The organism is Subsaxibacter sp. CAU 1640 (assembly GCF_023156585.1).
Taxonomy (GTDB): Bacteria; Bacteroidota; Bacteroidia; order Flavobacteriales; family Flavobacteriaceae; genus JBPOFM01.
Genome location: NZ_JALNMI010000001.1, coordinates 282,105 through 300,305, shown reverse-complemented (window position 1 = coordinate 300,305; position 18,201 = coordinate 282,105). Strand labels below are relative to the sequence as shown.

Genomic DNA, 18,201 nt, shown 5'->3' with positions numbered 1-18,201 from the left:
ATGTGTTGTCCTACATCGGGCGTGTGTTCCCGCCTTCCGTTCATGTGTTGCGGTACATCTGTCATGTGTTGCCCTTTACCCGGCGTGTGTTCCCCTTATCCCGTCGTGCGTTGTCCCTTACCCGGTATGTGTTCCCCTTATCCCGGCGTGTGTTGTCCCTTACCCGGCGTGTGTTCCCTTTATCCCCGCGTGTGTTGTCCCTTACCCGACGTGTGTTCCCTTCATCCCCGCGTGTGTTCCCTCAATCCCGTCGCAAAGGTCCAACATCCCGTCATTACCGCACCACATCCCATGCTCATAACCCCTTGTAACTTCGACGTTTCCACCAAAACAATCTCATAGTCTCCCCTCCTTGGGAGGGGCAGGGGGAGGACGCTTCAACGAATAATTCCTAACTTTCATCGCCTAACAAAACCAACCAAACAAAATATTCCCTATGTTTATAGCTCTCCCTAGTAATTCAAAGCAACCAGTTTTTTTGGTATGCGGTTTTCCGCACATCTAGGTGTTGCAATGTCATTAAATTTGAATTTGTCACTGTTAATGTATTGATTAAGCTTCATTAGCTATCATGTTAAAGCAGAGCCTTAAATTAAATGAACCTCTAATTAATAATTTGATGAAAAGAAAATTACTTGTATATAACTTGGGATTACTGATATTAATGGGTTGTACTGATGTACAACAAATATCTGAATTGCAAAATGAACTTGAGAAAACCAAGTCAGAACTAAAAGATTGCTCTGATGAACTCGTAGAAATTAAGAATACAGCGGAAAACAGGATTATCAGAGCAAGAAAACTTCTTTCAGAGAATGACCTAAAGGGAGCTAAAGTTGAATTTCAGGGAGTTGTTGAAAACTATGTAGGAACCAATAATGCTGATATTGCTTCCAAGGAAATAGAAAAAATTGATGCCACAATAAAACAGCAAGAACTTGAAGCGGAAAGGAAAAAGGCGTTAGGTTTTAAAATTCTGACTCCAAATTCAACAGTAAAATATGATGAATTAACATTAAAATTCGAAAAGATATGGATTGGTAAACGTTGGACTTTTGACGATTACGGACATCAATATTTTTTACGTGATGCGCAGAGAGGCAATAACCATGTTCTAGCAAGGGTTTCTGTTACATCAGAAAATAATGATCCAGTGCTTCCACCTATATTCGTATATAAAATGAACAATGGAGAATTGAGTTTGTTAGGAACTTTGAAATATAAATTCAGAAGGTGGAAAGATTATGGTTCTTATCTTGGTAATTATGCTGATTACGGGAATGACTTTGCTCATTCAAAAACAATTCCCTTTAACTGTGGACTCGAACTTTCAGAAGACGACCTTAAAAAAGGAACAGTCTTCATTGTTCTTAAAAAGAAAGGCTGCTTTAATAGAGTAAAATCGGATTATGGAAATCCAGAAATATCCTATGTAGAAGCGCTATGTGACCCAAAAAGTATATTAAGAATAGACGATTTTGATAATGATTATGTATTATTAAGTAAACTGTGAATTTAAGTAGAACATAAAGCTAATGTAAATTTTGGCAAAAAAATCCATGACAGTAATGTCTAAAAAAAATAACTATACTATGGAAGTAGCAATAGGAATAAGGGTAAGTCCTAATAAAGTTTATTTTTCGGTTGTTAGCGAATGGGAAGATGAAGTTGAAATAAAGTTAATAGACCATATAGTAATTCCAAAATCTTTGGAAACTCCTGAACAGCTGAAATTTTTAAGAAGTACTATGAGTGATATAATTAACGAAAACAAAGTGCTTTTAGCTTGCATAAGGATAACTGAATCAAATGCTAGAACAGTAAATGTTCCAAGAATCTACATGGAAGGAGTTATACAGGAATTGATAGCCAGTTCATCAATAAACAAATATTACGTTGGGCAGATTTCAAATATCAGCGCAAAATTAGGAATCAACAGGGCCGATTTTAAACCCTACGCAAATAATAATGAAGTTTTTATGGATTTTGATTTTTGGTCTGAAATATCCCTAGAAGAAAGAGAAAGTATAATGGCAGCTTTTAGTGCTTTAAATTTATAAATTATGCCTTTAGGATTACAAACAGCTCAACTAAACTTTGAAACTATTAAAGATATTGGCCAAGAAGGTAGAAACTCAAGTGTTTTTATTGCTCATGACAAGCAATTAGATGGACAAATAGTTGTGAAACAAATTGAGAAGGCCAAACTGTCTAATCCCTCTGAATATTATAGAGAGGCGAAAATTTTATATGCTTCCTCGCATCCATTTGTTGTTGGAGTTAATTATGGCTGTTCAGATAATGATAATATATACATAGCAATGCCATATTACAAAAATGGATCATTGAAATCGTCAATGGATCGACAACATTTGACCATAAGAGAAGTTATTAGATATTCAATACAATTTTTATCAGGTCTTAATAATATACATTCAAAAGGTTTGATGCATTTCGATGTAAAGCCCGATAATATATTATTATCAGATTCAAATGAAGCTTTATTGTCTGATTTTGGTTTGGCAAAAGCTATGGATAATCTTGGGTTTGCAAGCCCTGACAAAGTGTATGCAAAGCAAATGCCTCCAGAAGTATTTGCAAATACTGATAAAACTATACAGTTCGATATTTATTTAGCTGGTCTTACGATCTATAGATTATTGAATGGAAACAATCATTATTATGCACAATGTTCTTTTCCAAATCAGGCAGCTCAAATTAAAGCTATTCAAACAGGAAATTTTCCTGATAGAAATGCTTATTTACCGCACGTTCCTTTAAAATTACAACGAGTAATCAATAAAGCTTTAAATGTTAATATTAAGGATAGGCATAAAAATGTTTTAGAGTTAATAAATGAATTAAGTGATATTGATGAAAATTTGGATTGGAGATATGAGAAAAATGGTGCTGTAACTACTTATGTCAAGGACTTAAATGATCGTACATATCAAATTCAACTTGATAGCTCTAATATTAATAATCCATTACTTTCTTCAACCAAAACTATGAAGGCAAGCGGTAATAGCACGAAGATTAACTCCCATTCACATAATAATCTTACTAAAAACAACGTTTTATCAAAGTTGAAAAAGGCCTTAAAAGAAATTTGACAAAGAAAAAGATTACATATAATCCAAACGGACTGAAAAGATGCGATAATATTTATCCAAAACAATCAACACCCAAACGAGATTTGAATATGGAAAATATTAATGTAATAAAGGATGGGCATTATTGGCGAGTACAAAAAAAATAAAATTTTACTTTCCCTAGGCTCTGAGAAGACCTTCAACTTCGCAACAATCAGCCCCCTTAATACAAATAAACCTCTAACTACTGAAGTCATGAGAGGATAAATTTCTGATTTCATTTTACGTCAAATATATTTTGTATTAACTAAAAAGTTAGTGCTATAATAATTGAGTTCATTTATTAACAAATATTACAACAATTTGAATATTAGTTATTTATAATTATTTCTTGTTAATAGAAACATAGTTATATCTAATTACGAACTGTTAAATATTGTTTACATTTGTACTGTCAGCAATTAAATATTCTTTGACTTCAGAGGGAGTTTTAAATAGTTTGTTGAATAAAAAAAACGCCAATGCTGGTACATTGACGTTTCTCTTGGAGATAAAGTTTTGGAAGCTTTATCGACAATCCCGTTTAACCCATCAGCCACTTTGGACATGGCCAATTTATTGTGGTTAAATCAAAATCATTGTTTCCAACTCTAGAAGCACTTCGTAGATGAGGTGCTTTTCTTTTGGTAAAATTAGATTAAATTACTTTCAAATGAATGACATTTTTATAAACAATGTTAACTAGTTCTTAACAACGTAGTGTTTGCCTACTCTACGTTGTCTCCCGTCTTCACTGCAACTCTTGTCCACACAACCAATAAACACCTAACCCCACCCACATAAAAAGTAATCCTATAAATGACTATATTGGGTACGCAATTCATAACACGTTAGCCACTTAATATAACATGGGACTATTTAAAAAACTATTCGGCAAAAGCAACAAAAAGGACTTCTCAACAGAAAGCCCAACCAAAGCGGCCATGCATTCAAAGTCCATCTACTTTGAAGCCATTGTGGCATTTATCGACAACTTTGATAACCCAGATGCCATTCAAGATAAAATTTTAAAGCTCACCAAATCAGATAACAAAACCACCCTGATATACCTGTTCATCCCCTATTTCTTTACTAGAAAAGTCATTCCAGAAGTCCAATGGACAGACTATTACAACATACAAACCGAAGACGGCGCCACCACCAGCCATAAATTCAAGGACTCACAAACCCTAATGGAACTCAAAAATGACATAGATGAACATTGGCAAACCTATTGCGGTATGGACATCAAGAAAATCCTATTCCATAGTGGCGACTTTAAGGCCATCAACGAGCTGCTGCACAAAGGTTCCAACCTCGAAAATTTAGAAGCCGTACCACCTACCATTTTAGGATAAGAATAGATAGTATGAGATGCAACATAAACTCATTGCCGCCGCAGGCGGCAATACACGCCCTCGGTTTTGACTTCGGGACCCGTAGAGGTGACAAAGCGAAAAAAACAAAAAGCTGTTTGAGGGTTTGCAAAGCAAACACGAGTTCTTTTTGTTTCGCTTTTCACATCGTAACGGGTGAACAAAAAACCGCAGGCTAGACCTTTTTTGTTACTTTTTTAGGGCAATGAAAACTGCGAAGCACATCATGAGGTCCAATAGCAAAATAAACATGGACGAATAAAAAAGCAAGTAAGCTTTTTTTGGATTACAACTGCGCAGCATATGGACGAATACTCCGCTACCGCACGAATCCTTTCGTGTGGTCATTGCATCCCCCGCTAGCGCTCGTTTGCAACGAGTGCCGTCAAGTGTAAGACATTATATTAAGCCAACCACCACCAAACTAAAACCTACACGTGCAAAAACAATCTAATCCAAAAAACAAAAAGTTAATTATGTATATTGGTCACCTTAAAAACCCTTGTTCCATGAAGCATATATACGCATTGGTTTCGTTCTTTTTTGCCCTGTCATATGGCAACGCACAAACCGTTAACATACCTGATACCAATTTTCTTAATTTCTTGATAAGCATTGGGGCAGACCTAGATGGTGATAATCAAATTCAATATTCCGAGGCAGAAACGATTGATTTTTTAACCATTACAAATAACGACATCGTGGACATGACAGGTATGGAAGCCTTTACGAATCTAACCGCGCTTTCGATATATGGGTCATCGCTATCATCGTTGAGTTTAACGGGCAATACCGCCTTAATTGATCTGGAAATAACAGCCACCCAACTTACAAATCTCGATTTTAGCAATAACACCTTGTTGGAAACAATCTATCTAACATCCAATGTGTTTACCAGTCTAGACTTTAGCAACAATCCCAACCTAGTACAGTTATATATCCACAATCACAGTATGCTGACCAACGTAGTATTGGCGGACCATCCTGTCATGGAGTTTTTGGAAGTATCAGGCAATGAGCAGTTAACCTATCTAGACTTAAGTACACTATATTCCTTAACAACCTTGATAGTGCCAGTGAATCAATTCACCGATATCAACGTCAGTACACTAACTGATCTAGCGTTTCTGCAAGTATACAACAACCAATTGACCGCTTTAGATGTCAGTAACAATAGCGCCCTGATAGAGATAAATGCCATGTTTAATGAACTCACTGGTTTAGACTTAAGTAACAATTTCAATCTAGTTTGGTTGAACGTCAGTAACAATGCACTGGAAACAATGGACGTGAGGAATGGCAACAATCAAAATATCGTCAATTTTAATGGTAACATCAATCCAAATTTGACATGTATCTATGTAGATGACCCCACAGCATCGTATCTTCCTAATTGGAATGTTGATGCCTCAAGTACGTTCGTCGAAAATGAAGAAGAATGTAATGCATTATCTATAAACGATATTGAAAAGGCACCAACATTAAGAATATATCCGAACCCTGTCGTCGAACAACTTACCATTGAGAGTACAACTTCAATAGCGGCTATTGCTATTTACGATATTAATGGAAGACTGCTACAAGAGTACAAACCAGAATCAAATACCCATACACAAATCGATTTTCAAGAGTTCAGTAAAGGTATCTACCTCTGCAAAATCATATCGAATAATAAACAAACCTGTGTAAAAATAATAAAGCAATAAATCCTACGGTCGCCTAAAAAAAGACCTCAAACAAAAAAAACCACAGCCCCTTTTACAGAGCTGTGGTTTTTTTGAAGTCCTCCTTGTGAGAGGTGTTGGGGCTATCTTATTTTCATAAAATATAATCCCTTTACACGCTTATACTCTAGGCTTTTAAACCCATAGTTAGCAAGTACCACCTTCTTTGAGGTCATAAACACATCCACAAGTCCAGTCACATCAGCGTTAAAGAAATTGTTGCGTGCCGTAATCGCAGCTTGCCACTCCGCTTTTGAAGTTATCACATCCATATTCGCAGTGCCCATAGACTCAAGTTCACTCTCCAGAGCAAGCAACTTCAAATCATCAATCACCGGGTTATAATCATCATCTCCAGCCAACATTGCTATAAGTCGCGCAAAGTTTGCTACTACATCGTCAAAATTAGTCTGGCTCGCACTATTATAGTCAGAGTCAGGTTTTTTAGGATCTTTAGCTACAGCTCGCTCACCACGCAACTTTCTAATAATACTTTGTACCTGTGCCACAGTAATGTCGGAGGCACCACTCAAAATAAGCTCTGCACGTATACGCGACAACTTAATTTCAAAAGCATCAAAAATATCCTTACGGTAAGCCACCGCATAGCGCCATTTGGCCTCTGAAGTAGTGACGCCCTCCACAAGTGTATAACCTTGTGTGCGCATCAGCTTAAGGTTCACTGGCTCATAAAGTTCACGGTTCACCGCATACCCGGCCATCAAAGTAACATGAGCAATAAACTCATCACAACTAGTCAAAGTATTCGCAATACTACGTGCATAGTTATGCTTCGTCTTCTCCTGTTGGGCTTCCTCTTTGGTTTTGCTAGTTTCTGCATCGGGACTATCCGTCTTTGCAGTCGGAGCTTGTGGCTCCTCACCCTGTAGCACCTCCTCCATAAGCTGGTTGGATTGCTGCAAACCATTGCTGGTTTCATGACCCAGGGTTGGGTTGTCATGGCCGATTTCAAGGTCCGGCGTGTGACCGTTGATATGGGTTGTTTCCATATACGTTGGGGCACCATAGCTTGTGGGTTGATGCGCCTACACTGGAGAAGCCATGGTTTTAGGACTCCGTAGTGTGTAGGGTATGGTATCCTCACACCTCATGGTATGATGGATAGCATCGCATTAAAAAAAAATAAAATTGTAATAAAAGACTTAAGTCGTCTTGTGAAGTCTTGAGGGCTTTTGTACATCAAGCATTTGGGGCATCACTTAACAGGTACGAATTAATGCTAAAGTTTTGACATGGCAAAATATATTTTTTTGTAAACTACTAAAAACTAGTAATTTGCATTATTGAAAATGCAAAATTTGGTCAAAAAGGCGGGGCGAAAAAATTGTTTTGTCAGAAAAAGAGCTGTTTTATTAGCAAGAATGATTTAAATCGATTAAAAGTAAATAAATTCGATAAAAGTGATTTTGAGGTAGAAAAAGGTGGAGAATTCGTTGAAATGCTGCTTTTTGATGGATTTTTTTTAACACAGACTGTTAAAGTTTGGTCTGTCAAGGGCTGTTTCATTACGGTTTTTCCGTAAAATGCGCTTGTAAGCTCTTAAAACTGGTAGGTTGCTGATTTTAAACAAATTATGTCAGAAAATTTTGATTTTATTCTTTTTTTGTTTTACTTTATGATGTTGGAAAGTGAATGTTGGGGGAAGTAAGAAGTCACCTTGGCACTACCGGACAACAAACTGTTGCAGCATGACAAGCGCTTGTTTTTTTAATTACCCCTAATAATTACAATAGCGCAAAAATGACTTCTTAATTTTATTGACTTCTTATAACACAGACTTCTTAATTTTTAGACTTCTTAAACAGCTATGTTTAACAAATGCCTTTGCAAATAAATGCAGGGTTTAAAATTTAGAAATTATGAAAAATATTTTAAAAATTGTGCCAGTATTGTTTTTAGGAATGTGGACAACAAATCATGCTGCTAGCGAGCTGAATTCAGTTACAGAAAATATAGATGCTTATACTGTAAGCGACTGTTCATTTGAAGAAAACCTATTAGCCATAGACTTGATATATTTTGTTGATATTCGTTTACAAGGGTCATTAACGATTAATGGTTGTGTTATGACGTATGATATTACTGTCAGTTATAGCATTTTAAAGAATGAGGTTACCAATGTAAGTGGCAGTTTATCTTTCAGTGGTGCTTGCTCTGGCTCTGTTAATTTTGATATAGAAATGAGGTCTAATAGTGATCATACAATTAATGAATTGCCAGTCTTCGATGATGTGCATGTTAATAATAAAAAGGAATTTGAACAGCTCCTTGTCAGAGAAATCAATCAAGCTATAATCCGTAATAATTGAATATAGCGTTGTCATTGTCATGAGCCATTCTATTTTAAAATGGCTCTGTTTTTTTTAATTTAGATAATTTTAAAACTGAACATTATGAAATCTATAGAATTAAGCTTTACTAGTGGTTTAGTGACAGTGTTTTTGTTACTTTGTCAAGTTTCTTCATTTCCCGATGTATCTTCTCTCCAAAGTTCTGGGCAAGATTCAAAAAAATTTGTGCCTTCCTACTTTTCATACAAAACATTTAATACAAATGATTTTGGAAAAGATATTTCTTTAGAAGAAAATATCGCTAAATCTGCGTTTGATAATTTTCAAAGGAATTTTATAGCAAACTCAAATGTTCTCCTTTTAGATGGTTATATTTTTCCTAATCTCGATCCTGGTATATCGGCAAATTTTGAGGATGAAAATTTCGTATTCTCTTATCGACAAGGAAATATAAAATTAGATGCGTCATCTGATCAATGTTACGAATTAGAACCTGTCAAATTTAAAAAAATGGAAAAAACGGATCTATTCGAGCTCAAACCTACAGAAAGTGCTTATGTTCACGAAGATGGTAATTTTATGATAGTTATCGATACCACTTTGGATTGGAAAATTCAACCTGCCCTCTTTGTAAGTCAAATGTTTCCTTATGGTATATCTCAAGTCTATGATAAAAAAAACAAAACACTAACAAAGCTCATTCATGTTGAAAACGCAACATCCGAACAAATCTCAAAATTGGAATTAAATGATTTTAGTTCTACCAATTGCACTAAAATTAAACCATTTTTTTTGTAATGTAAAGTAAAGCTGATTAAGTTAAGTATAGTGGAATTTTTTCATGTGACTTTGAGAAAATGTGGACGTATTTGTTTGCATCATATCCATAAGGTAGAAAACGAAAAGCCGACAAAACAAATTTTTTCCAGTGAGCCCATTAAAACAATGAATACCATCAGTATGACATTAAGGCAATAACCTTAATTATAAACCCTAAACATATCAGTACCTATACTCTCCACACGGTACTCGCGCATCAAACACTCGGAACTACCATTAACGGGTTGGCCAGTTAAAAGACTGTATTCATTTTCATCACTACAGCCACAGGTGCCGATGCCGCTTACATTGTTGAGTCGGGAGCAAGAGGTAGGTGCGTGCGCCGGGTCAGCAGCATCAAAAGCTCTCAAATTTCCGTTGCCTGCATTCGATACAAAAATACCAGCTATCCCTTGATTTTGGATGTAGATGGTGTTGCCTGTAAAACGTAAGGGCTCGTATTGAGGCAAATTGAGGTTGATATCGGCATCAACCACCGCATTGCTGACTAAAAATCGGCAGCCGTCATCGCGGTCACTTCTACTGCAAGCACTTAAAATTAAAAGAGATATCAAGACTAAAATTCGGTTCATTGGGCTAAAAAATTTGAGTTGCAATTTACGACAAAATATAGGTTGCAATAAATATTTCGTATATTTGTGTTTCAATCTCGTGTGAGCGGGATTTTTTTTATGCTGAACTCTCATCCCAATGAGGGACGAAGAATAGCAGAGATTATTATAAGTAAACGATGAAGTCATGAGTAAAGTATCTTATTACACTGCAGAAGGATTAAAAAAATTAAGAGAAGAGTTGAATCACTTAAGAGATGTGGAGCGCCCAAAGGCGTCGCAGGCCATTGCCGAGGCAAGAGATAAAGGTGATTTGAGCGAGAACGCTGAATATGATGCGGCCAAAGAGGCTCAAGGCATGCTCGAAATGAAGATTGCCAAGCTAGAGGAAATCCACGCCAATGCGCGTTTGATAGACGAGTCGCAACTAGACATGTCGAAGGTATTGGTATTGTCTAAAGTTAAAATCAAGAACCAAACCAACGGTATGGAAATGACCTATACCTTGGTGGCAGATGGCGAGGCCGATTTGGCGTCGGGTAAAATCTCTGTGAATTCACCTATTGGGAAAGGCCTTTTGGGCAAATCGGTAGGCGAGGTGGCAGACATCCAAGTGCCTAATGGTGTGATGAAGTTTGATATTTTGGAAATATCGAGGTAAAATAGCGCACATTTTTATCATAACAATCCTGTTCAGAGCTATTCGGACAGGATTTTCTTTTTATCTTTACGTGAGACTTAAGACATAAGATATGAGACTTAAAACTAATCTGTTCTAAATGTCTTTCATCAGCATCTCAAGTCTAACGTCTAATATCTAACGTCTATCTCATGGCATCAATTTTCACAAAAATCATCAATGGCGACATACCTTGTTACAAAGTAGCCGAAACGAAAGATTTTATTGCCTTTTTGGATGTCAACCCAAATGCCAAAGGTCATACCCTTTGCGTACCAAAAATAGAAGTGGACCAATTGTTTGATTTGGATGAGGTGACCTATGTGGGCTTGATGGAGTTTTCACGCAGTGTTGCCATTGCGCTTAAAAAAGCAGTGCCTTGCAAGCGTGTGGGTGTGTCTGTGATTGGTCTGGAAGTTCCTCACGTACACGTGCATTTGATTCCGTTGAATTCTATGGACGATGCCCGTTTTATCAATAAAGTAACGCTCGAAAAAGAAGAGTTTGAAGCTATTGCCAAAAGCATCAGCGACCGACTTTAATTGTTGAAGAGATACACATTTAAGAGTACTACAATAGCTATCACCACTACTAGTATAATCCAGGTAAGATTCTTGAGTTTAAAAGTCGCTGCTTTAGGTACAAAGGCGCGTTCTTGATATTCCACGACGCGCTCCAAATCATCTGTCCACTGCACAGGATAGATATCAGTACCACAGGTTTCGCAGACAATACTATGCTTGGTATCTTTAGAGATGGCTCTATAAAACGTGTTTTCCACAAACTTTTGTTTAAAGGTTAGCCGCAAGCCATCTGTAGAATAACATTCTGGACAATGGTTATTGAGAGCGACCTCTTTGACTGTGAAAAACTTATCTTCCATAAGGTGATAAATATACTAAACTATTTTTAAAGAAATTTGCATCGTAGTGCCTTTGCCTACTTCGGAATGCAAGACCTTGATTTTGCCATTGTGATAATCTTCAATGATGCGTTTTGCCAAGGACAACCCAAGTCCCCAACCACGTTTTTTACTGGTAAAGCCAGGTTCAAATATCTTGTGATAAAGGTTTTTTGGAAGACCTTTACCGGTGTCTTCAATAGTGATTTTCACAAACTTATCTGTTTGAATCATGGCGACCTTCAGCTTGCCCTTGCCTTTCATGGCATCGATGGCATTTTTGACCAAGTTTTCAATGGTCCAACTAAATAATTGTGTATTTAATTCGACGTAAATGGGATGTTGAGGAACAGAAATATGGAAATCAATCAAATTGGAAGAACGCGCTTTGAGGTATTCATAAGAATCGACTGTCGCCTCTACAATGTCAGCTTTCTGAAGCGTGGGCACCGAGCCGATTTTACTAAAGCGGTCGGTGATGGTTTGCAGTCTGGTAATGTCTTTTTCAATCTCCTCCAGATAGGAAGGGTTCACGTTCTCCGACTTCAAGATTTCTGTCCAACCTACCAGCGATGATAAGGGTGTACCAATTTGGTGTGCGGTTTCTTTCGCCATTCCCGTCCATAGTTTGTTTTGCGTGGCAATCTTCGAACTTCTGTAAAAAAAGTACACCACAGCTCCAAACAATACAATAATGAGCAATAAGGCTAGCGGATAGTATTTGAGTTTGTTGATTAGAGGAGAGTTGCCATAGTATATGGTGGAATAGACGCTATCACCGTATCGAACTTCCAGAGGTTTGTTTTCGCTTTTAAATTTTATGATTAGCTCTTGAATATAAACGGAATCTTTTGCTTTTTCAGGATTGATATTATTATGCTCTATACTGCCGTCCTTGTTTACTTTAATCATTGGAGTTGTAGAGTTGCTGGACAAAATTTGTATGGGCAATTCTCCAATATCTGTATCCAAATCCGTGTTTTTGCTCAACTCCTTCTGTGCTAAAGACCAATTTTGCATTTTGGTGCGCTCTTCGGCTTTAAAATGTTGAAAAAATGTATAGGTATTCCAAAGGATCAACGAAATGATGATAAACGATGCCATGATGATGAGCCATCGCAAAATATTTCGGTTCATTTTAAAGGTCATCCAAATGATTTTTTCAATTTTAAATATAATGCAAATATGTTAATATTATTGTTAGATAATAGGTTAAATCATTTTTATAGGTTTGCCAATATCGTTACATTTGCTTTCTAACAAATTACAGATGATTTCTTTTGACCCTAAAGACCTTTCTACAGGAAGACTTCATGGTTATTTATTGAGTGCAGTGGCGCCTAGACCTATTGCTTTTGCAAGCACCATAGATGCCGAAGGCAACCCTAATTTATCGCCATTTAGCTTCTTTAATGTTTTTAGTGCCAATCCGCCGATTCTGATTTTCTCACCTGCGCGTCGCGTGAGAGATAATACAGTCAAACATACCTTGGAAAATGTTCAGGCAACAAAGGAAGTGGTCATCAATGTGGTGAATTATGACATTGTGCAGCAAACCTCATTGAGTAGTACGGAATATCCAAAGGGCATCAATGAGTTTGAAAAATCAGGGTTGACGATGCTGAAATCTGATAAGGTAAAACCATTTAGAGTGGCAGAATCACCCATTCAGATGGAATGCAAAGTCAATGACATCATCTCCTTAGGCGAAGAAGGTGGCGCTGGTAATTTGGTGATTTGTGAAGTGGTAAAACTGCACATTACAGAGGAAGTTTTGGATGATGATAATGTCATTATTCAAGAGAAACTGGATTTGGTAGCAAGAGCAGGAGGCAACTATTATAACCGAGCCAAAAGCGGCTTTTTTGAGATTCCGAAGCCTTTGCAGAATCTTGGAATTGGTGTTGATGCCATTCCAGAAGAGATTAGAGGCAGCATGATCTTGACAGGGAATGACCTAGGGATGCTTGGCAATGTTTCAAAACTGCCCACACAGCAAGAAATTGATGAGTTTGTGGTGGAAGTGAGCGAACGCTATCCAAACATCAAGGAAATGTCAGTCAGGGAAAAGCATAAAATTGCCAGTAACTATTTAAGCTATGGTGATGTGGTAAGGGCTTGGAAATTATTGCTGTCCTAATCAGAAAATAAAGAATAGAAATTTAGAATAAATAATTTAGAGTAAGATGGAAGTACAAGGAAAAATTAAAATGGTAGGCGACACCCAAACATTTGGAAACAATGGTTTTAGGAAAAGAGAAGTGGTGGTCACTACAGAAGAGCAATACCCTCAACATATTATGATTGAGTTTGTTCAAGATAAATGCGACCTACTTAATAACTATCAAGTTGGTCAAAATGTGAAAGTGAATATCAACTTAAGAGGTCGTGAGTGGGTGAATCCGCAAGGCGAAACAAAATATTTCAACTCCATCCAAGGATGGAGAATCGAAAGCCTTCAAGAGGGTGCACAAGGTAATATGCCTCCTGTAGCTCCAGTTCAGGCATTTGAACCAGCGAATGACCTAAATGAAGACGATCACGACGATTTGCCTTTTTAAGAAAGTCAGCAAAATTTAAAAAAGACCTCAATATTGCAAGATGTTGAGGTTTTCTATTTTTGGCAAAGAAAAAGTCCCAATCTTGCAATTGGGACTCCAAAGTTGTGGTTTTAGGTTTGACCTTTATCAGCAAACTCAAAAAAGCAATGATGAACAAATTTAAAAGATAAAGGTCATTTCAAATATGGTTAAAAATCTTTGATAATCAAAGCTCAAGAGCTGTTTTAACAGTCAAAAATCTACGAAAACGTTATAGTAATAAATGTTTTATTTAAGCGATAAATTGGTGTTTCCTGATGTGTCTTTTGCCACTGAAGATGGCTTGCTGGCATTTGGTGGTGATTTGTCGCCCGAACGCTTGTTGTTGGCCTATAGGAAAGGTATTTTTCCATGGTTCAATGAAGAAGAACCTATTTTGTGGTGGTCACCAGATCCGCGTTTTGTACTGTTTCCAGAAAACCTGAAGGTCTCTAAAAGTATGCGTCAAGTGATGAGAAATAAGGATTTTGTGGTCACTGTCAATAAAGACTTTCAAAGCGTCATTTCAGAATGTGCAAAGGCAAAGCGTTATGGACAAGACAGCACTTGGATTACCGATGGTATGCAAGAAGCCTATCTAAAGTTACACCAATTGGGTTATGCCAAATCTATTGAAGTGTGGCTGGATGATGACCTTGTAGGCGGTTTGTATGGTGTGGATACAGGCAATGGCGTGTTTTGCGGCGAAAGTATGTTTAGCAAGGTCAGCAATGCTAGCAAGGTTGGCTTTATTTCTTTCATCCAAAACACTAACTACAAGTTGATAGACTGCCAGGTATATACGGAACATCTTGAAAGTTTGGGAGCAGAAGAAATTTCAAGGGAAAAGTTTTTAAATTACCTTAAATAATGTTACCAACTGCTTAACTTTTCACGAAGCGTTTCAAGATCCTCTCTTGAAAAGCGTCGGTTGTCGATATAGTTACTCTCGCAGTAAGATAAACTCTGTTTTGCTTTAGATTTTAAAACCTGTTTTTTTATTGCGATTTGAGCAATATAATAATGGAAGTATAATGTTAATTCTGGATTGTCAACAATTGATTTTTCAAGAAATGAAATGGCATCTTTTGGTCTGTCAAGTTTAAATGCCAACAGATAACTGGGCCGTTGGTAATAGAATGGTGAAAAGGAAATTTTTTCCAAATTCTTTTTCCATAGCTTCAGCGCCTCTTTGTTCATTCCCATTCGTTCATAATCCTGTGCCATCATCGAATAGCCTTCCATTTGGTTATAAAACGAAAATTTGCTAAACTTTTGTTGGATTTCATTGTACAGAATGGTGTCTTGTTGGTTGACAGCCATATCAGTCAGGGCATAAAAATCATAATCGTTCATTTGTAGCTCGATACCATAACTATTGACGATTTTTGTCGTGTAGCCTTCCCAAAATTCAATCGGGTTTGTTCTGGATTTACTTAAAGAATCGGTAAGTTTTGGATTATTCAAATGCGTGTAATCCTTAAAAATGAACTGTATGCCATCCAGCAATGATTTTGCCACCAAATCGTTGTGGTCTGCGGCGTAGGTCAATTGTTTGTGATGTATCAATTTATTTGGGTTTGCAACTATGGTGCTGTCTATGCTTTTTCCCGATTCAATTCTAAATTCTGAATCAAAAGTGCCGTTTGCAACAAACCAATACAAATCTTTTTGGTTTTTATAAGACTTTACAACTTTTGCAATATCATCAATTTGTGTCCCAAAAAGAGCTTCGCTTATACCTATGAAGCCTCTAAATGGGCAATTTTCTGAAGTCATTAAAAGATGGGTAAAAGTTGCACCATCTGAATGGCCAATTATTGTATTGAATCCGGAAGTGCTATAGATTTTATTGATATACGGAACAAGCTCGTCGAAAATAAAATCTTTAAAACGCTTGCCTTTTTCAGAAAAATAGACATCTAATTCGTCATTTCTTGATTCCTGGTCAATACCTACCACAATGCACGGAGGTACTACAGAAAAATTAACCAGTTGAGAAATATACTGAACAGCAATTTCAAAATTGGGAAGATAATTAGCATCTGTCAGATAAAATACTGGATATGTATTGTTCTCGTCATAATCTTCTGGAAGGTATATTTTTATACGGCGCTTTTGGTTTAAATGCCTCGATTCAATTGTTTTAAAAGCGTAGTCCTTTATAAAAGCATCCTGTGAAATGGTGTCCATCCACCCTTTTACAACAAAGTCGTACACATTTTTGGCATACATTGGAATTATGATGTTGGGGTTGTCATCTATGCTTTTGATAATTCCTTCGCTTTCCCAACTGCCACGGGTAAATTTTAATTCGGCAGGAAGATCAAGACTTAATGTGAGACTAAACTGGGTGTCCGAAACCTGCTTCATTTTAACCATTGAAGCATCCCAATTTCCTAGGGCATTTTGGTTTCCCGTGACATACACTTGGTCTGTCCCTGCTGGTACTGTGACGTTTATGGTTATGTTCGATTGTGCTTTGAGCAACTGAACACTAAATAGAATAACGAGTACATTTAAATAGGAGTTCATTTCAAATGGATATATGACTTAATTAAAAATCCAAATTTAGGGTTACCGTTTCTGAAAAAATTGGAGATTTTGGACATTTAGTGGTTGCTGTTCCAAAACAGTTCCTGATTGCCGTATTGTGTGATATCCTTAAAAAGACGTTTGGGGTTGATACCTGTTATTTTTTTAAACTTATTTATGAATTCTGCCTGGTCGTAATAGTCAAAATTGTTTGCCAATGCAGTCAAACTCAAAGGATTTTCATTTTTAAGGTAATGATTGAGTGCCTTTCTAAACTGCACAATATCTATGTAAGTCTTGATGCTACAGTTGAGATGTTTTTTGAATTTTCTATGAAGCGTTTTGTGACTAACACCAAGTTGTGTCACTAAATCCTGAACAGATACTATGGGTTCGCTTTCATCAATTAGTTGAATGGCACTTGTAAGGCACTCATCAAGAAACGGATGTTGATTCCTGCTGAAGTAGGCATCTAAAAGATTGACCTTTTCTTCTATATCATTTGAGGTATTGACCTGCTCCAATACAGGTTTCATGTTTGAACTAAAATAGTCAAAGTGCAAATCGTCGTTTTTAGAGATTAAATCTGATAATGGAAGCTCCAAAAATGCGTTAATACCCAAAGGTTTAAAGGCTATGCCTATTCTTGTAAAAGGCGTGTTCATCTCCGCAACCCTGAAATACTTCTGGATGCCTCCATAACAAAAATCATACTCATTTTTTTGGCTTGGTCGGGCCAAAGAATGAGTTTCTTTAAAGTAAACTTTAGAGTTTTTATAGATAGTTAGTGCATTAACAGGGTTGGGGTAATAAAATATTCGCTTTAGTTGGTTGGGCTTTGTTATGGAGTGAAAGTAATAATAAGCAATGTTCTTTTTCAAAAGCTTATTTTTTGGCTCTCTTGTCTCAAATGTTTCTGTTTCTAACATTTATAAATTTTAAAGGGCTATCACTAAACTTCATTATACCTAAAACAATTCACCTCATGGTCATTTACCATTCCTGTGGCTTGCATATGCGCATAAATGACCGTTGAGCCCACGAACTTAAACCCTCGTTTCTTTAAATCTTTGCTGATAGCGTCGCTCAAATCGGTTTTTGGTGGTGCCGATTTGTAATTGGTCAAGGCATTTTTGATGGGTTTGCCATCTACAAAGCCCCAAATGTAATTGCTAAAGCTTCCAAACTCCTTCTGAACTTCCATAAAGGCTTTTGCGTTGGTGACCGTTGCATTGACTTTTAGTTTGTTTCGGATGATGCCAGCATCTTCAAGCAGACTATCTATTTTTTCCTGTTGGTAGTTGGCAATCTTTTTGTAATCAAATTCATCAAATGCCTTTCTGAAATTGTCTCGTTTTCTCAAAATGGTAATCCAGCTCAAACCAGCCTGAAAGGTTTCCAAAATCAAAAATTCAAAAAGAGTATCATCATCTTTGACCGGAACACCCCATTCGGTATCGTGATACGCTTCATAAATTGGGTCGCCAAGGCACCAACCACATCTGTGTTTTTCCATAGTGTAAGGTATTTTGATTTGTGCTACTAATGTAACAACTGTTACCCAAAAAACAGT

General features: G+C 36.8%; 19 protein-coding genes. 12 read left to right on the top strand and 7 right to left on the bottom strand.

Annotation, left to right across the window (positions count from 1 at the left end; translation table 11 throughout):
• The first annotated feature begins 619 nt into the window (after positions 1-619).
• From M0G43_RS01285 to M0G43_RS01265, 5 genes are all read left to right on the top strand, one after another.
• On the top strand, positions 620-1,513 hold the full coding sequence (locus M0G43_RS01285) for a hypothetical protein (RefSeq protein WP_248022724.1): 894 nt from the start codon (positions 620-622) through the stop codon (positions 1,511-1,513).
• A 79-nt stretch (positions 1,514-1,592) separates the two neighbouring features.
• Entirely contained in the window at positions 1,593-2,060 is a 468-nt protein-coding gene (locus tag M0G43_RS01280) for a hypothetical protein (RefSeq protein WP_248022723.1), read from the top strand.
• A gap of 3 nt (positions 2,061-2,063) precedes the next feature.
• Positions 2,064-3,113 (top strand): serine/threonine-protein kinase, encoded by a 1,050-nt coding sequence (locus tag M0G43_RS01275; protein ID WP_248022721.1) that lies wholly within the window; start codon positions 2,064-2,066, stop codon positions 3,111-3,113.
• An 887-nt stretch (positions 3,114-4,000) separates the two neighbouring features.
• On the top strand, positions 4,001-4,489 hold the full coding sequence (locus tag M0G43_RS01270) for a hypothetical protein (protein ID WP_248022719.1): 489 nt from the start codon (positions 4,001-4,003) through the stop codon (positions 4,487-4,489).
• A 527-nt stretch (positions 4,490-5,016) separates the two neighbouring features.
• A complete protein-coding gene (locus tag M0G43_RS01265; RefSeq protein WP_248022717.1) occupies positions 5,017-6,213 on the top strand; it encodes a T9SS type A sorting domain-containing protein in 1,197 nt (398 codons plus the stop codon).
• Between the two features lie 101 nt (positions 6,214-6,314).
• Here M0G43_RS01265 and M0G43_RS01260 read toward each other — a convergent pair whose 3' ends face one another.
• A complete protein-coding gene (locus M0G43_RS01260; RefSeq protein ID WP_248022714.1) occupies positions 6,315-7,124 on the bottom strand; it encodes a hypothetical protein in 810 nt (269 codons plus the stop codon).
• Positions 7,125-8,111: 987 nt separating this feature from the next.
• On the opposite strand from M0G43_RS01260, the gene M0G43_RS01255 reads away from it, so the two are divergent.
• Both M0G43_RS01255 and M0G43_RS01250 read left to right on the top strand, forming a co-directional pair.
• Positions 8,112-8,561 carry a hypothetical protein gene (locus M0G43_RS01255; protein WP_248022713.1) on the top strand — a complete coding sequence of 150 codons (450 nt, stop codon included), beginning with the start codon at positions 8,112-8,114 and terminating at the stop codon, positions 8,559-8,561.
• Positions 8,562-8,645: 84 nt separating this feature from the next.
• Positions 8,646-9,341: a hypothetical protein gene (locus M0G43_RS01250; protein ID WP_248022711.1), complete on the top strand. Its 696-nt coding sequence runs from the start codon at positions 8,646-8,648 to the stop codon at positions 9,339-9,341.
• Between the two features lie 182 nt (positions 9,342-9,523).
• Here the strand turns inward: M0G43_RS01250 and M0G43_RS01245 are convergent, their stop codons facing one another.
• Positions 9,524-9,955 (bottom strand): hypothetical protein, encoded by a 432-nt coding sequence (locus M0G43_RS01245; RefSeq protein WP_248022709.1) that lies wholly within the window; start codon positions 9,953-9,955, stop codon positions 9,524-9,526.
• 166 nt (positions 9,956-10,121) lie between these two features.
• Here M0G43_RS01245 and greA point away from each other — a divergent pair, with 166 nt between their 5' ends.
• Together greA and M0G43_RS01235 are read left to right on the top strand one after the other, a co-directional pair.
• Positions 10,122-10,595 carry a transcription elongation factor GreA gene (gene greA, locus M0G43_RS01240; protein WP_248022708.1) on the top strand — a complete coding sequence of 158 codons (474 nt, stop codon included), beginning with the start codon at positions 10,122-10,124 and terminating at the stop codon, positions 10,593-10,595.
• A gap of 170 nt (positions 10,596-10,765) precedes the next feature.
• A complete protein-coding gene (locus tag M0G43_RS01235) occupies positions 10,766-11,155 on the top strand; it encodes an HIT family protein (protein WP_248022706.1) in 390 nt (129 codons plus the stop codon).
• On the opposite strand, the gene M0G43_RS01230 is transcribed toward M0G43_RS01235, so the two are convergent.
• Both M0G43_RS01230 and M0G43_RS01225 read right to left on the bottom strand, forming a co-directional pair.
• Positions 11,152-11,496 (bottom strand): hypothetical protein, encoded by a 345-nt coding sequence (locus M0G43_RS01230; RefSeq protein ID WP_248022704.1) that lies wholly within the window; start codon positions 11,494-11,496, stop codon positions 11,152-11,154. The two genes, M0G43_RS01235 and M0G43_RS01230, sit on opposite strands and share 4 nt — an antisense overlap.
• A 15-nt stretch (positions 11,497-11,511) precedes the next feature.
• Entirely contained in the window at positions 11,512-12,663 is a 1,152-nt protein-coding gene (locus M0G43_RS01225) for a sensor histidine kinase (protein WP_248022702.1), read from the bottom strand.
• Between the two features lie 121 nt (positions 12,664-12,784).
• Between M0G43_RS01225 and M0G43_RS01220 the strand changes: the two genes are divergently transcribed.
• The 3 genes from M0G43_RS01220 to aat all read left to right on the top strand — a co-directional run bounded on the left by M0G43_RS01220 (position 12,785) and on the right by aat (position 14,964).
• A complete protein-coding gene (locus tag M0G43_RS01220) occupies positions 12,785-13,654 on the top strand; it encodes a flavin reductase family protein (protein WP_248022700.1) in 870 nt (289 codons plus the stop codon).
• Between the two features lie 46 nt (positions 13,655-13,700).
• Complete coding sequence (locus M0G43_RS01215; RefSeq protein WP_248022699.1) at positions 13,701-14,075, top strand: DUF3127 domain-containing protein; 375 nt, start codon at positions 13,701-13,703, stop codon at positions 14,073-14,075.
• A gap of 262 nt (positions 14,076-14,337) precedes the next feature.
• Positions 14,338-14,964, top strand: coding sequence for a leucyl/phenylalanyl-tRNA--protein transferase (gene aat / locus M0G43_RS01210; RefSeq protein WP_248022698.1), 627 nt, complete (start codon positions 14,338-14,340; stop codon positions 14,962-14,964).
• Positions 14,965-14,966: 2 nt separating this feature from the next.
• Here aat and M0G43_RS01205 read toward each other — a convergent pair whose 3' ends face one another.
• The 3 genes from M0G43_RS01205 to M0G43_RS01195 form a co-directional block, all read right to left on the bottom strand.
• The gene (locus tag M0G43_RS01205) at positions 14,967-16,628 is read right to left on the bottom strand and encodes an alpha/beta hydrolase-fold protein (protein WP_248022694.1); all 1,662 of its coding nucleotides are present in this window, start codon (positions 16,626-16,628) and stop codon (positions 14,967-14,969) included.
• A gap of 77 nt (positions 16,629-16,705) precedes the next feature.
• Positions 16,706-17,557, bottom strand: a complete 852-nt coding sequence (locus tag M0G43_RS01200; protein ID WP_248022690.1) for a helix-turn-helix domain-containing protein — start codon at positions 17,555-17,557, stop codon at positions 16,706-16,708.
• Positions 17,558-17,580: 23 nt separating this feature from the next.
• A complete protein-coding gene (locus tag M0G43_RS01195) occupies positions 17,581-18,144 on the bottom strand; it encodes a DNA-3-methyladenine glycosylase I (RefSeq protein ID WP_248022688.1) in 564 nt (187 codons plus the stop codon).
• Positions 18,145-18,201 lie beyond the last annotated feature (57 nt).